At 70.8% G+C, this 13,548-nt stretch carries 13 protein-coding genes; 9 read left to right on the top strand and 4 right to left on the bottom strand.

Annotated elements, in window-relative coordinates; all coding sequences use genetic code 11:
- Positions 1-5 precede the first annotated feature (5 nt).
- The 3 genes from ACFY16_RS34270 to ACFY16_RS34260 all read left to right on the top strand — a co-directional run bounded on the left by ACFY16_RS34270 (position 6) and on the right by ACFY16_RS34260 (position 3,102).
- Complete coding sequence (locus ACFY16_RS34270) at positions 6-461, top strand: PH domain-containing protein (RefSeq protein WP_390651127.1); 456 nt, start codon at positions 6-8, stop codon at positions 459-461.
- 233 nt (positions 462-694) lie between these two features.
- Complete coding sequence (locus ACFY16_RS34265; protein ID WP_390651126.1) at positions 695-2,020, top strand: hemolysin family protein; 1,326 nt, start codon at positions 695-697, stop codon at positions 2,018-2,020.
- Entirely contained in the window at positions 2,017-3,102 is a 1,086-nt protein-coding gene (locus ACFY16_RS34260) for a hemolysin family protein (protein WP_390651125.1), read from the top strand. The genes ACFY16_RS34265 and ACFY16_RS34260 overlap by 4 nt, the downstream gene beginning before the upstream one ends.
- Positions 3,103-3,127: 25 nt before the next feature.
- Here ACFY16_RS34260 and ACFY16_RS34255 read toward each other — a convergent pair whose 3' ends face one another.
- Together ACFY16_RS34255 and ACFY16_RS34250 are read right to left on the bottom strand one after the other, a co-directional pair.
- Positions 3,128-4,993, bottom strand: a complete 1,866-nt coding sequence (locus ACFY16_RS34255) for an AAA family ATPase (RefSeq protein ID WP_390651124.1) — start codon at positions 4,991-4,993, stop codon at positions 3,128-3,130.
- A gap of 447 nt (positions 4,994-5,440) precedes the next feature.
- Complete coding sequence (locus tag ACFY16_RS34250; protein WP_390651187.1) at positions 5,441-6,061, bottom strand: uridine kinase; 621 nt, start codon at positions 6,059-6,061, stop codon at positions 5,441-5,443.
- Between the two features lie 236 nt (positions 6,062-6,297).
- Between ACFY16_RS34250 and ACFY16_RS34245 the strand changes: the two genes are divergently transcribed.
- From ACFY16_RS34245 to ACFY16_RS34230, 4 genes are all read left to right on the top strand, one after another.
- Entirely contained in the window at positions 6,298-7,656 is a 1,359-nt protein-coding gene (locus ACFY16_RS34245; RefSeq protein ID WP_390651123.1) for a peptidase C39 family protein, read from the top strand.
- Between the two features lie 183 nt (positions 7,657-7,839).
- The gene (locus ACFY16_RS34240) at positions 7,840-7,980 is read left to right on the top strand and encodes an SCO1431 family membrane protein (protein ID WP_390651122.1); all 141 of its coding nucleotides are present in this window, start codon (positions 7,840-7,842) and stop codon (positions 7,978-7,980) included.
- A 65-nt stretch (positions 7,981-8,045) separates the two neighbouring features.
- Positions 8,046-8,708, top strand: coding sequence for a TetR/AcrR family transcriptional regulator (locus ACFY16_RS34235; protein ID WP_390651121.1), 663 nt, complete (start codon positions 8,046-8,048; stop codon positions 8,706-8,708).
- Between the two features lie 376 nt (positions 8,709-9,084).
- Positions 9,085-10,293, top strand: a complete 1,209-nt coding sequence (locus ACFY16_RS34230; RefSeq protein WP_390651120.1) for an acyl-CoA dehydrogenase family protein — start codon at positions 9,085-9,087, stop codon at positions 10,291-10,293.
- Here the strand turns inward: ACFY16_RS34230 and ACFY16_RS34225 are convergent.
- Positions 10,256-10,504 (bottom strand): hypothetical protein, encoded by a 249-nt coding sequence (locus ACFY16_RS34225; protein WP_390651119.1) that lies wholly within the window; start codon positions 10,502-10,504, stop codon positions 10,256-10,258. The genes ACFY16_RS34230 and ACFY16_RS34225 overlap by 38 nt on opposite strands.
- A gap of 153 nt (positions 10,505-10,657) precedes the next feature.
- Between ACFY16_RS34225 and ACFY16_RS34220 the strand changes: the two genes are divergently transcribed.
- Together ACFY16_RS34220 and ACFY16_RS34215 are read left to right on the top strand one after the other, a co-directional pair.
- Positions 10,658-11,761 (top strand): hypothetical protein, encoded by a 1,104-nt coding sequence (locus tag ACFY16_RS34220; protein ID WP_390651118.1) that lies wholly within the window; start codon positions 10,658-10,660, stop codon positions 11,759-11,761.
- 12 nt (positions 11,762-11,773) lie between these two features.
- The gene (locus ACFY16_RS34215; protein ID WP_390651117.1) at positions 11,774-12,868 is read left to right on the top strand and encodes a phosphotransferase family protein; all 1,095 of its coding nucleotides are present in this window, start codon (positions 11,774-11,776) and stop codon (positions 12,866-12,868) included.
- Between the two features lie 10 nt (positions 12,869-12,878).
- On the opposite strand, the gene ACFY16_RS34210 is transcribed toward ACFY16_RS34215, so the two are convergent.
- Complete coding sequence (locus ACFY16_RS34210) at positions 12,879-13,313, bottom strand: hypothetical protein (RefSeq protein ID WP_390651116.1); 435 nt, start codon at positions 13,311-13,313, stop codon at positions 12,879-12,881.
- Positions 13,314-13,548 lie beyond the last annotated feature (235 nt).

Below are 13,548 nucleotides of genomic sequence, written 5' to 3'. Positions count from 1 at the left end.
CAGTGATGTCCGACCAGCCCAGCCTTCCCGTCACCTTCCGGCCAGGACGCACCCGCGCGGTCCTGCTCACCGCCGGTGTCGCGATCTTCGTGGTGATATCCGCTGTCGCGCTGCTGCTGGAGCAGCTCGGCCCGGGGGAGCGACTCAGCTTCATCGTCACCGGGGCCCTCGTCTTCTGGGTGCTGGCCCTGCTCGCCCGGGTGAAGGTCGTCGCCGACGAGTCCGGCGTCACCGTCGTCAACATCGCGAGCAGACGGCGCCTGGACTGGGCGGAGATCCTCCAGGTGAACCTGCGTCCCGGCGACCCCTGGGTGTTCCTCAACCTCAGCGACGGCACCAGCCTGCCCGCGCTCGGCATCCAGCCCGGCATCGCCAAGGAGCGTGCCATCGCCGACGCGCGCACCCTGCGGACGCTCGTCGAGGCCCGTGCCATACGCGACCCCGAGCAACATCAGGGGTGACTCGGGGCCGCCCACCCTGCCGCAGAGGCCGGTGTCTTGATTAATCTGTTGGCGGAGGCGTTTTTCGCTGCGCCTCCGCCCCTGTGGTGCCGCCCCGGCGCACAGGGGTTCCTGCTACCCGAGGAGTGACCCTCTCCGGCGATGGACGGATCGTCCTGCAGTACCTGCGCCGCCCCCTCCCGACATAGCGCGGACCACGCACAGGTCCGCGTGAATGCGGAGGCGGCGGCATCATGACCACCCCCCTGCTGCTCCTCGGAGCCGCGTTCCTGCTCATCCTCGCCAACGGCTTCTTCGTGGCGGCCGAGTTCGGCCTGGTGACGGTCGAGCGCCCGGAGGCCGAGAAGGCCGCTGCCGAGGGCGACCGACGGGCCGTCACGGTCGTCGAGTCGCTCAAGGAGCTGTCCTTCCAGCTCTCCGGCACCCAGCTCGGCATCACCATCACCTCCCTCGTGGTCGGCATGCTCGCCGAACCGGCGCTCGCGGAGCTGCTGCACGGACCGTTCGCCGCGATCGGCATTCCCGAAGGGGCGGCGTCCGGCGTCGCCGTGGTCGTCGGCATGCTGCTGGCGGCGGCCGTACAGATGGTGATCGGCGAACTCGTGCCCAAGAACTGGGCGGTCTCCAAGCCGATGCAGGTCGCGCGCTTCGTCGCGGGCCCGCAGCACGTGTTCGCACGTCTGTTCAGGCCGGTGATCGCCGCGCTCAATGCCGTCGCCAACCGGCTCGTCCGCGCCCTGGGCATCGAGCCCGCCGAGGAGCTGGCCTCTGCCCGCACCCCCGGCGAACTCGTCTCCCTGGCCCGCCACTCCGCCCAGGCCGGCGCCCTGGAACAGGACACGGCCGACCTCTTCGTACGGACGTTGTCGCTGGGCGAGCTGACCGCACAGCACGTCATGACCCCGCGCGTGAGGGTGAGCGCGCTGCAGTCGTCGGCGACCGCCGAGGACGTGGTCAACCTGACCCGTGCCACCGGCCTGTCACGCTTCCCCGTCTACCGGGAGAAGATCGACGAGATCGTCGGCATGGCCCATCTCAAGGACGCCCTGGCGATCCCCGCGCACGACCGACTGCGTACTCCGGTCGGCCGCATCGCCCGCCCGGCGCTGCTCGTCCCCGAGACATTGCCCGTACAGCCGCTCCTCGCGCGCCTGCGCAGCGAGCAGCCCATCGCGGTCGTCGTCGACGAGTACGGCGGCACGGCCGGCGTGGTCACCCTGGAGGACATCGTCGAGGAGCTCGTCGGCGAGGTCCGCGACGAGCACGACGGCCAGGACGTGCCCGAACTCGCCGCCGCTCCGCCGGAGGACGGCAAGCCCGCCTGGGACGTCGACGGCAGCTGCCGCGTCGACATCCTGCAGCGCATAGGCCTCGACGTGCCGGAGGGCCCCTACGAGACCGTCGCCGGCCTCGTCGCCGACCTCCTGGGCCGTATCCCGGCCCCGGGCGACCGGGCGGAACTGCCGGGCTGGCGGCTGTCCGTGCGCCAGGTCGGTCACTACCGTGCCGAACGGGTCCGCCTGGTCAGGACCGCCGCTGTGATGGAGGCGGCCCGGTGAGCGTGCTCCAACTCGTCTTCGCCACGCTGCTCGTGCTCGCCAACGGCTTCTTCGTCGGCGCCGAGTTCGCGCTCGTGTCCGTCCGCCGCAGCCAGATCGAACCGCTCGGCACCGCCCGGGCCCGCCAGGTGCTCTACGGCCTGGAGCGGCTGCCGCAGATGATGGCCGCCGCCCAGTTCGGCATCACCGTCTGCTCGCTGACCCTGGGCGCGGTCGCCGAGCCTACGGTCGCCCACCTGCTGGAGCCGGTCTTCGAGGCGATCCACCTGCCGCACGGCATGATCCACCCGCTGGGTTATGTCTTCGCGCTGGCGGGCGTGGTCTTCTTCCACCTCGTCATCGGTGAGATGGTCCCGAAGAACCTCGCGATGGCGGCCCCCGAAAAGGCCGCGCTGTGGCTCAGCCCCGGCCTGGTCGCCTTCGCTCGCGTCTGTCGGCCGATCACGGTGTCTCTGGGTGCCTGCGCCCAGGGCATCCTCAAGCTCTTCCGTGTCGAGCCCAAGGACGAGGTCGAGGCCGCCTTCACCAGTGAGCAGCTCAACCGGCTGGTGGAGGACTCCGGCCAGGCCGGCCTCCTCGACCCCGAGGAGCAGGAGCGACTGGAGGACGCCCTCGAACTGGGCTCCCGCCCGGTCATGGACGTGCTTCTGCCCCGCGATTCCCTGGTGACGGTCAGCCCGTCGGTCACCCCGGGGAAGATCGTCGAGCTCACCGGCCGCACCGGGTACTCCCGTTTCCCGATCGCGGCCGAGAACGGTGCCTTCATGGGGTACCTGCACGTCAAGGACGTACTCGACCTGGAGGAATCCCAGCGGGCCGTGCCGCAGCACATCTGGCGGCCCATGACGACCCTGCGGTCCGAACTCCCGCTCGACGACGCGCTGACGGTCATGCGGCGGGCGGCGACACACCTGGCGCAGGTCGCCGACGCTTCCGGGAAGGTGCTCGGCCTGGTCGCGCTGGAGGACGTACTGGAGCTGTTGGTCGGCGAGGTACGGGATCCGGCGCACCGCGAGGTCCCGGAGGTCAAGGTGACGGAACCGCGGGTGAGCGACGAGCCGGAGGGGGCGCTGGCGAGCTGATCCGGAGGCGGGGCCGCGGGATTCGTCACATGGCCGACGGATCCTGCGGCCCCCTCCCCGACAGCACCTCCCCGTACGCCTGCATCAGATCCGGCAACCGCAACGTCGACAGGTCGTCCCTCGTCAGCATCCCCGGATACATCGACAGCCGCAGATCCCGATACGCACAGCTCTTCTCGTACAGCGTCCGCAGGAACCGCCCGTTGCCCAGCTCGTCGATCCACCCCTGCTCGACCACGTGCCCGGCGATGGAGCGCAGCTCGTCGAGTGTCTCCTCGTCCCACACATCACCGTTCTCGGTGGCCAGGACCTCGCCGATCGAGGTGAGTTCGAGAGGGCGGTACGAAGGAAAGTCGACGCGGGTGGTGAAGCGGGACGACAGCCCGGGATTGGCGGCCAGGAGGCGGTCCATGCCCTCGGGATAGCCGGCCAGGATCACCACCAGGTGGTCCCGGTTGTCCTCGGCACGCTTGAGGAGGACCTGCAACGCCTCGTCGCCGTACGCGTCGCCCTTGCCGTAGCCGGAGTTGGAGAGGGAGTAGGCCTCGTCGACGAAGAGGACGCCGCCGAGGGCCGAGTCGATCAGTTCGTTGGCCTTCACGGCCGTCTGGCCGAGGTACTCGCCGACGAGGTCGGCCCGCTGGGCCTCCACGAGGTGGTCGCCACCGAGCAGACCAAGGGCGTAGAAGACGCGGCCGAGGATGCGGGCCACCGTGGTCTTGCCGGTGCCGGAAGGGCCCGAGAAGACGAAGTGACGTTTGGGTGGTTGCACCGGCAGGCCCTGCCCGGCCCGCAGCCGGGCCATGTTCAACTGCGCCGACAGCGCCTTGACCTGGCGTTTGACCGGCTCCAGGCCCACCATGCGCTCGAGCTCGGTGAGTGCCTCCTCGAGTAACCCGGGGTCGGTGGGCCCGGCGGGCATCGGGGACGAAGGGACGACGGTCTTCTCGCGCACCGCCGGGTCGGTGGCCGACGGCAGGGGACCGGCCGGCGGCAGGTCGGGCCCGGGGAACTTCAGGTCCCGGCCCTCGGTGCCGAAGAGCGGGTCGAGGACGTCCGGGCCGTCCACGGTGTCCTGCCCGGACCCGGTGAGCGTGATCGCCGCGAGGTCGGTGTGGTCGTCGTAGCCGTCGCCCTCGGCGATCGCCGCGAGCCGGGCCGACGTGTCCATGAAGGCCGGGTCGACGCGGTGCACGGCCCGGTAGAGGGGGAGCGCGGCGGCCGACCGGCCGGTGCCCTCGTGAGCCCGTGCCAGCCAGTACCGCAGCTCCTTGCGCTGCGGCTGCTCGCTGCGGCAGCGCATCAGGGCCGACGACAGCAGTGGTTCTGCCTGCCCGTACATCTCCAGGCGAACCCGGGCCATGCCGCCGAAGAGGCCGGCCTCGATGCCGAGCATGGGGTCGTCGATCAGCGGCTCGGTGTGCCGGACCAGCTGCTCCCAGTCCTTGACCAGGTAGGCGCGGCAGGCGTGCAGGAAGCGGACCTGGGGGTCGGTATCGACGGGCGGGAGTCCGGCGAGCGCTCGGTCCAGCTCCGGGACATGGCGGCCGTCGAGCCAGTGGGAGGCATGCGCGAGCAGCAGGTCGCGCGGGCTCTCCAGCACCGGCTGCACCCACCAGCCCAGCCAGTACCAGGAGTTGAGCGTGCGCCGGTGCCGGGCACGCTGTTCGCCGAAGCGCTCCCGGTGGCGGAACATCCTGAGCAGCGCGGTCGTCGTGTCGACGCGCAGCGCGTGCAGGCCGAGCCACCCGTCGGCCATTCCGGGGTCGATCCGCACCGCGGCCCGGAACTCCTCCTCCGCCTGCGGATAGGCCCCCATCGTGTAGGCGTCCACGCCTCGCAGCCAGGCGAGGTCGGCCGGGGCCTCCGGGCCCTGCGTGCCGAAGTCCATCACGTCACGTCCCCCACAAACCGTGCCCCCGTCGGTATGCCGCCGAGCCGTCGCCCGGCGGTTGCCCTGGTCGAACCGCTGTGCCGCGGACCGGAGTTGCCAGGTGCGCGAAGCAGCCGTCCGTAGGTCGCACCGAGGGCATCGTACCTGCGGGGGTGTCGCCCGCCGAAGGGTGCGGTACCGGACGTTTGGCGAGGTGGGAGCAGATGGGGCGGGCCAGGGTTGGTGACCGAGGGTGAGCGAATCACGCCTCGCGGCCGCTGGGAGAAGCCCGGAAAACGGCGAGAGGGCAGAACGAAGCCCCCGATCACGGGGGAACAACCGGGGGCTTCGCGTGTGTGGGGCGGCTTCGAATGCCGCACATTGAGAACGTAAGTCCTGTACGGGCCCCCGGTCAAGCCGAGTTGAAACACTCTCGGAAGTTCACGCGCAAGGGTCTTCACGAGTTCAGCACACTGCGGGCGGTCCCTCACCGTGCGTGATCCTCTGGTCCGGTCCAACCGTTTCGGCGGGCCCCGGCAGCACCTCGTACCCCTCCTTCCCCTGAAGCACCAGAAGATCCGCGAAGGGGCGAGAGGGGTCATCGGCGAAGTGCCGGCGCTCCGCCTCGACCCATCCGTCCCAGAAGTCCCGCTGTTCCTCCCCGTCCCGCGACCGTCCACGCGCCCAGGACTCCGCTCCCGGCAACTCCATCCACAGCAGGTGCGCCAGATGCGGGCGCAGTGCGCGGCGGCCGGCGCCGACCCCCTCGATGAGGATCACAGGGGCCGGTGGCAGGGCGCGCGGTGGTCCAAAGCGCCGGCTGCGCCAGTCGTACGGGGCGTAGTGCGCGCTCTCGCCGCGGCCGAGCGGCTCGATCACCTGGCTCAGCAGCCGCCCGGTCCAGGCGAACAGCTCGTCGTGGCTGGCGATGTCGTCGAGGTGCAGCACCGGCGCCCCATCGCAGGAGTCGGCCAACTGCCCGGCGAACGTGGACTTACCGGAACCGGCGTGCCCGTCGATCGCGATCAGACGGACCGGGCCGCAGGACGGGGCGAGGCGGCGGAGCCGGGAGGCGAGGTGCTGGATGGCCGTTCCTGGGGTGTGGGGGAGCGGGTTTCGCCGAAGAAGTCTAATGGCGTCCCCTGCCCTGCCGGTCACTCGCGCCGTCGATTCCCGCCGCAGGTCATGCCAGTGGTTGAGACCAATATTCATGGGCGTGGCATGGCCCGAAGTGCTGGCAGGAACATGCCGCCTGCGGTCATAGTGGGCGCACAGTCGTGCATTGATCCGCCCCGACTCGGACACCCTGGAGTCATCCGCCCATGAGCAGAGCCGAACAGCCGTCCCGGAGAACCGTCCTGGCCGCAGCGGTCGCCGCCGCCGTTGCCGGTAGCGCGGGCCCGGCGGTCGCCGCCACCGTACCCACCGACGCCGCCGAAGGAGCCCCGGCCCGTTTGGTCGACAACCGCGCCTGGACCACGTACCGCGAATGGCGCGGCGGCGCCGCCGAGGGCACCCGGGCCGTCGCGGGCGTCCGTCCGGGCCTCGTGATCGGCACCGCCGCCGGCACCAGCGACTACACGGACCCGCACACCGGCACCACCGCCGCCTGGGAGTACGGGACCTGGACCTCCCCGGTCCACCAGCTCACCGTCCCCGCCACCGAGGTCATCGCCTCCTGGAACGCCCGCACCCCGGCCGGCACCTGGCTCCAGGTCGAGCTCCAGGGCACGTACTCCGACGGGACGGACACCCCCTGGTACGTGATGGGCCGCTGGGCCTCCGGCGACCAGGACATCAGGCGGACCTCCGTCGACGACCAGACCGACGGCAAGAGCACCATCTGGACGGACACCTTCGCGATCGACGACTCGGCGTCGGGTCTGCGCCTGGTGTCGTACCGGCTGCGGCTGACCCTCTACCGCAAGCCCGGCACCGAGCTCACGCCCAAGGTGTGGCGGCTCGGCGCGATGGGCTCCGACATTCCCGACCGCTTCACGGTCCCCGCCTCCACTCCCGGCCTGGCCAAGGAGCTGATCGTCCCGCGCTACTCGCAGGAGATCCACGCGGGTCAGTACCCCCAGTACGACAACGGCGGCGAGGCGTGGTGCAGCCCCACCTCCTCGCAGATGATCATCGAGTACTGGGGAGGCCGGCTCACCTCCGAGCAGCTGGCGTGGGTCGATCCGTCGTACACGGACCCCCAGGTGTGCCACGCGGCCCGGTCCACGTACGACTACCAGTACGCCGGCTGCGGCAACTGGCCGTTCAACGCCGCCTACGCGGCCACCTTCAAGGGCCTGCAGGGTGTGGTCACCCGGCTCGGCTCCCTCACCGACCTGGAGACGCTGATCGCGGCCGGCATCCCGGCCATAACGTCTCAGTCGTTCCTCAAGACCGAGCTGACCGGGGCCGGTTACGGCACCTCCGGGCACCTGATGACGGTGATCGGCTTCACCGCCGACGGCGACGTGATCGCCAACGACCCGGCCTCGCCGGGCGACGAGGCGGTGCGCCGCGTCTACAAGCGGTCCGAGTGGGAGAACATCTGGCTCAGGACCAAGCGGTACAACGCCAGCGGCAAGATCGTCTCCGGCACCGGCGGCGTCTGCTACCTCTACTTCCCGGCACATCCGACCCCGCGCCAGCGCAAGGCGCTCGAAGCGGTCGGCGTCTGCTGAACCCTGGCTGAACCCGGGCTGGGACCCGGCTCCGACGGCCCCCGGCGACACCGGGGGCCGTCGACGCTGTGACCAACGTCTCCGCCCGCAAACGCCACTGCCGGTGGCAAGGTGGACAGACCGGTCGGGGAGCGATACGGACCGGTGGGGGAGTCCCCATACGTCCGACAGCAGTGAGAAGCCATGACCGCACACTCAGCCACCGCCGCCCGCGCCCGCACCGGCGGCCCCCGGGAAGACGGCCCGAAGGTCCTTGAGCACATCATGGGCTGGACCCTCGTCGTGGTGATCGCGATGCTCGTCACCCAGCTCGGATTGCTGTGACCTGAGACATACCCGACCTGCCATACTGCGGATGTCCCGCCGCCCGCAGGAGACCAGGGTCGAAATTGAATATCAGTCAACAGCGCGCTGCCGCCGCCCGTCCCCGGGCGCGCGGCACCGAGCGCTCGCTGGCGCGCCGCGCCGAACTCATCGCCATCGGGCGAAGACTGTTCGCCGACACGTCGTACGACGCCCTCTCGATGGACGACATCGCCCGGGAGGCGCATGTCGCCAAGGGACTGATCTACTACTACTTCCAGTCCAAGCGCGGCTACTACCTGGCGATCATCCAGGACTCCGTCGCCGACCTGGTCTCCTATGCGGGGAGCGGCCTCGAACTGGCCCAGGTCGACCGGGTCCACCGCACCATCGACGGTTATCTGCGCTACGCCGAGAACAACCAGGCCGCCTACCGCGCGATCGTCAGCGGCGGTGTCGGCTTCGACACCGAGGTGCACGCCATCCGGGACGGGGTGCGCGAGGCGATCGTGGCGACCATCGCCGACGGGGCGTACGGCCGCAATGACATCGAGCCGCCGGCCCGTATGGGCCTGGTCGCCTGGGTGTGCAGCGTCGAGGGCGCCACCCTCGACTGGATCGACCGCCCCGAGCTGTCCCGCGAGACCATGGGTGAACTGCTGGTCAAGACCCTCGGCGGGACTCTGCGCGCCATCGAGGAGCTCGACCCCTCCTACCCGGCGCCGGCACCCGCCCGCCGGGACGGCTGACGACCGGACGGCTGAAGGAACGAGGGGCGGAGGGTCGTGGTTCTCCGCCTCGAGTTCCCATGGGCTCCGCCAGATGATCGCCTTGATCAGCTCACCGTTCGCGGTGCCCCCATGCGGCTCGCGGAGGAACGTGCCGCCCGATGGATCGGACCGATATCGGGGAATTCGATCAAGGTTGCAATTTCTTGAAGTAAGCGGTCGTTAACTGGTGACTGGGTGCCTCCGATCGGGCATACTCACAGCGCACAGCCGCTGGTCAGCAGCTTCCGTGACCCGGGAGTGCGAGCATCGGCCGGACTCTAGGAAGACCTGGCGGAGCCGCCCACACCCAAGGCGCACGTCCGCCGATGTGCCCGACAGGGAGGAGAGCGTCGCCATGCCCGACCGCGCCCCGCAGCCGGTGGAACGGCAACTGCCCACGGACGAGGCCCGCGATCTGATCTCGCTCGTCCGCGACATCGCGCAGCGCGAGATCGCACCGAAGGCGGCCGAGGAGGAGGGCGCCGGACGCTTCCCGCGCGAGATCTTCACCCTGCTCTCCGAGTCCGGCCTGCTCGGCCTGCCCTACGACTCCGAGTACGGCGGCGGAGACCAGCCCTACGAGGTCTACCTCCAGGTCCTCGAGGAGCTCGCCGCGGCCCGTCTGACCGTCGGCCTCGGCGTCAGCGTGCACACCCTGTCCTCCTACGCCCTCGCGGCCTACGGCACCAAGGAGCAGCAGGTCGAGCACCTGCCCGCGATGCTCGGCGGCGGCCTGCTCGGCGCCTACTGCCTCTCCGAGCCGTCGTCCGGCTCGGATGCCGCCTCCCTGCGCACCAGGGCGGTGCGGGACGATGGGGGCCCCTCCCGCTCGAGCGGAACCGAGCGTGGTGGAGGCTGGCTGATCACCGGTACCAAGGCGTGGATCACCCATGGCGGGGTCGCCGACTTCTACACGGTCATGGCACGCACCGGCGAGGAGGGGCCGCGCGGGATCACCGCGTTCCTGGTGCCCGCCGACGCCGAGGGTCTGAGTGCCGCGGCGCCGGAGAAGAAGATGGGCATGAAGGGCTCGCCCACCGCGCAGGTCCACTTCGACGGCGTACGCGTCTCCGACTCCCGGCGCATCGGCGAGGCGGGCCAGGGCTTCGCCATCGCCCTGTCCGCGCTCGACTCCGGACGGCTCGGCATCGCGGCCTGCGCGATCGGCTTGGCCCAGGCGGCACTCGACGAGGCGGTCGCGTACGCCACCGAGCGGCAGCAGTTCGGGCGGCCGGTCGCCGACTTCCAGGGGCTGCGCTTCATGCTGGCCGACATGGCGACGCAGATCGAGGCGGGCCGGGCCCTGTACCTGGCGGCGGCGCGGCTGCGGGACGCCGGACGGCCGTTCGCCAAGCAGGCGGCCATGGCCAAGCTGCAGTGCACCGACACCGCGATGAAGGTCACCACCGACGCCGTCCAGGTCCTCGGCGGGTACGGCTACACCGCGGACTTCCCGGTCGAGCGCTACATGCGCGAGGCCAAGGTCCTCCAGATCGTCGAGGGCACCAACCAGATCCAGCGGATGGTCATCGCCCGTCACCTCGCGGGTCCGGAGACCCGCTGAACTGACCCGGCCGTACCTGCGGGGCCGCCAGCCTGACCCACTCCGGGTCGTGGCGGCCAGGCAAGGCGCGGCCCCGGTCCGCCCAGGTACGCATCAGAGCACGGTAGATGGGCGGGTCCTGGGGCTGTGGGGGCGCGAGCGGAACCGATTCCGCCGGCGCCGGGACGAACACGCGCCGCAGACGCCCGGGCGCTGACTGAGTGGGGGTCATACCCGGGCAACGCGGCGACGGGTTGACAGGTCACCTGCCCGCGTAATCGACCGTGAGTTCGCGCTGTGCCCCGGGTTCCGGGCCGTCGCACGGGCTGGCCGCCGAAGCAAACCTGACGTACCGTCAACTTTGTTGCTTCCAGAGAGGTGCGCCATGGCCGACGACCGTCCGGTGCCGCTCGACGAGTACCCCGTCCACCAGGTGCCCCTGTCGATGAAGCACGTCGCGACCGGGGACCGGAACGCCTACGACCGCTGTATCTTCCACGTCTTCGACCATCAGGGACGCGCCCTGCTGATCCTGGGACTCGGGGTGTACCCGAACCTCGGGGTGATCGACGCCTACGCGACGCTGCGGACCGGTGACGTGCTGCACGCGGTACGGGCCTCCGACGCCCTCGGCGACGACCGGATGCGGCTCGCGGTCGGACCGCTGCGCATCGAGGTCGAGGAGCCGCTGCGCCGGCTGCGCCTCACGTGCGACGACTCACTGTCGTACGACCTCGCCTGGACCGCCGACTTCCCCGCCCTGTGGGAACCCCACCATGTCCAGCGGCGCGGCGACCGGCTCACGCTCGAAGGCCGCCGCTTCGTGCAGGCGGGCAGCGCCGAGGGCGTGATCCGCGCCGGTGGCGAGGAGTTCCGGGTGACCGCCGCGCAGTGGACCGGCACCCGCGACCGCAGCTGGGGTGTGCGGCCCGTCCCCGGTGAGGACGGGGGGCGGCTCGCGCAGGACCACGCGACCGAAGGCTTCCACTGGATCTGGAGCCCGGTCCGCTTCGAGGACCGCTTCCTGATGGTCATCATCCAGGAGGACGCCGACGGCTACCGCTCCCTCAACGACGCCACCGTCGTCCACCCCGGCCATCGCGACCGCCAACTCGGCTGGCCCCAGGCCGAGATCACCTACCGCTCCGGCACCCGCCACCCCGAGCGTGCCGCCATCCATCTCGGCGACCCGCGCAAGCCACTGGAGCTGGAGGCGGAGATCCTGACCTCTTCCCCGCTGGCGGTCGGCGCGGGCTACCCTCCGGCCGACGACTGGCAGCACGGCACCTGGCGGGGACCCGGCTGGACCGACAGCCGTACCTACGACCTCTCGGACCCCTCCGCGTACCCCCTCGCCGCCTACGGGGTCACCGACCACGCGGCCCGCTTCCGGCTGGACGGCCAGGTCGGGTACGGCATCTTCGAGCACGGCTCCTTCGGCCGCCACGACCCGAGCGGCTTCACCGGCTTCGACTCGGTAGCACCGTAGGGGGGCGACCACATGGCGACCAGACCCCGCCCCCGCACGACCACCCGCGACCCGGAGGATCTCGCCCGCCGCCTCACCACCTGGCTCGGCACCCGCCTGCCCGGCGCCAAGGCCACCGGAGTCACCGCCCCCGCGTCCAACGGCATGTCCAGCGAGACCCTGCTCTTCGACATCGAGCACCCCGAACCGCCCCTCCGTTCCTGCGCGTTGAGACTCGCGGCGGATCCGGCGGCGTACACGGTGTTCCCGGTGTACGACATGGCCCGTCAGTACCGCACGATGCGCCTGGTCGCGGACCGCACGGACCTCCCGGTGCCCCGAGTGCTGTGGCTGGAAGAGGACCCGGGCCCGCTCGGCGCGCCCTTCTTCGTCATGGAGCGCGTCGAGGGCCGCGTGCCGCCCGACGTCATGCCGTACACGTACGAGGGGAACTGGCTGCACGCGGCGAGCGACACGGAGCGAACGCGCCTGGAGGCCGCGACGGTCGGGCTGCTGGCCCGGCTGCACGACCAAATCCCCTTGGAACACGCCGAGTTCCTCGCGTCGCCGGGGCAGGGCGACGCGCTGCGCCGCCATGTGGCGGCACAACGCGCCTACTACGAATGGGTTGTCGACGGCCTCGCCCGCTCACCGCTCATCGAGGACGCCTTCGACCGGCTCGAGGAGCTCTGGCCCCGCGAACCGGGCACACCCGTGATGAACTGGGGCGACGCCCGCATCGGAAACGTCGTCTACGACGGCTTCGAACCCGCGGCCGTGCTCGACTGGGAGATGGCGGCGCTCGCCCCGCGCGAGGTGGACCTCGGCTGGACGATCTACCTGCACCGCTTCTTCCAGGACCTCACGGTCGCGTTCGGACAGCGCGGGCTGCCGGACTTCCTGACTCGCGGCGGGGTGGAGGAGCGCTACGCCGAACTCACCGGCCACACACCACGCGACATGGACTTCCACACCCTGTACGCGGCGCTCAGGCACGCGATCGTCATGCTGCGCGTCGCCTACCGCCAGGCGTACTTCGGCGAGGTCGCCGTCCCGGCGAATCCGGACACACTGATCCTGCACCACGGCAGCCTGCGTGCCATGGTGCAGGGCAGCTACTGGGACTGAGCGAGGCGGCTCAGGCGGCCCGGCGCATCGCCGGCACGCGCATCGGGCGCGAGCCCGGGCCGCCGACGTGCGAGAAGGGCTGCGTCCGCCAGTCGAGTCCCTGAGGGAGCGTCAACAGCAGGGCGGTGTCCTGCTCCTGGAGCTCGACGGACTCGTCCGCGGGCTGCGCCGCGGAGGCCTCGCGGCCCGTACCGGCGCACACCGTGAGCCCGAACGGGTTCCACGGCGAGGCACACAGCGCGTGCTCCGGCAGGACCTCCTCGTCCGCCAGCAGGGCGATGGGCTGGGCGCAGTCCGGGCAGATCACCCGGTACATCTCGAAGGTGTCGTACGCGTCGAGCTCGTCGGCGTCGAAGTCGTCGGGTTCGACGCCCTCCGGCGTGGACTCGACAACCGGCTGCTGCCGCTTGGGAACGGTACGACCAGGGCGCTTAAGACTCTGCATGGGATTCTCCCCCTCGGGCTGGGCCGTGAAGGCGCTGCGGCCTCGACCACAGCAAGCACTTCCCGCCCGGTCTCGGCGGTAATCACGAGAACATCACGGACACGGCCCACATGCTGTGGCGTTCGTCACATGCCGCCCGCAGGTGCCCCGTGCGGTGGATTTGTCCCCCAGGTGGCTCACAGGCAGCTCTCGGCCACATCACGAACCGGGTATGACCTGGGCCGCTCAGGTATCG

The organism is Streptomyces sp. NPDC001315, assembly GCF_042896175.1.
In the GTDB taxonomy this organism is placed as follows: domain Bacteria; phylum Actinomycetota; class Actinomycetes; order Streptomycetales; family Streptomycetaceae; genus Streptomyces.
Note: the sequence above shows the minus strand (reverse complement) of the source record. Positions and strands in the feature narration are given on the sequence as shown.

Coding starts and splice junctions, on each gene's coding strand:
- ACFY16_RS34270 (WP_390651127.1), top strand. CDS start 6: ATGTCCGACCAGCCCAGCCTTCCCGTCACCTTCCGGCCAGGACGCACC.
- ACFY16_RS34265 (WP_390651126.1), top strand. CDS start 695: ATGACCACCCCCCTGCTGCTCCTCGGAGCCGCGTTCCTGCTCATCCTC.
- ACFY16_RS34255 (WP_390651124.1), bottom strand. CDS start 4,993: ATGGACTTCGGCACGCAGGGCCCGGAGGCCCCGGCCGACCTCGCCTGG.
- ACFY16_RS34245 (WP_390651123.1), top strand. CDS start 6,298: ATGAGCAGAGCCGAACAGCCGTCCCGGAGAACCGTCCTGGCCGCAGCG.
- ACFY16_RS34240 (WP_390651122.1), top strand. CDS start 7,840: ATGACCGCACACTCAGCCACCGCCGCCCGCGCCCGCACCGGCGGCCCC.
- ACFY16_RS34230 (WP_390651120.1), top strand. CDS start 9,085: ATGCCCGACCGCGCCCCGCAGCCGGTGGAACGGCAACTGCCCACGGAC.
- ACFY16_RS34225 (WP_390651119.1), bottom strand. CDS start 10,504: ATGACCCCCACTCAGTCAGCGCCCGGGCGTCTGCGGCGCGTGTTCGTC.
- ACFY16_RS34220 (WP_390651118.1), top strand. CDS start 10,658: ATGGCCGACGACCGTCCGGTGCCGCTCGACGAGTACCCCGTCCACCAG.
- ACFY16_RS34215 (WP_390651117.1), top strand. CDS start 11,774: ATGGCGACCAGACCCCGCCCCCGCACGACCACCCGCGACCCGGAGGAT.
- ACFY16_RS34210 (WP_390651116.1), bottom strand. CDS start 13,313: ATGCAGAGTCTTAAGCGCCCTGGTCGTACCGTTCCCAAGCGGCAGCAG.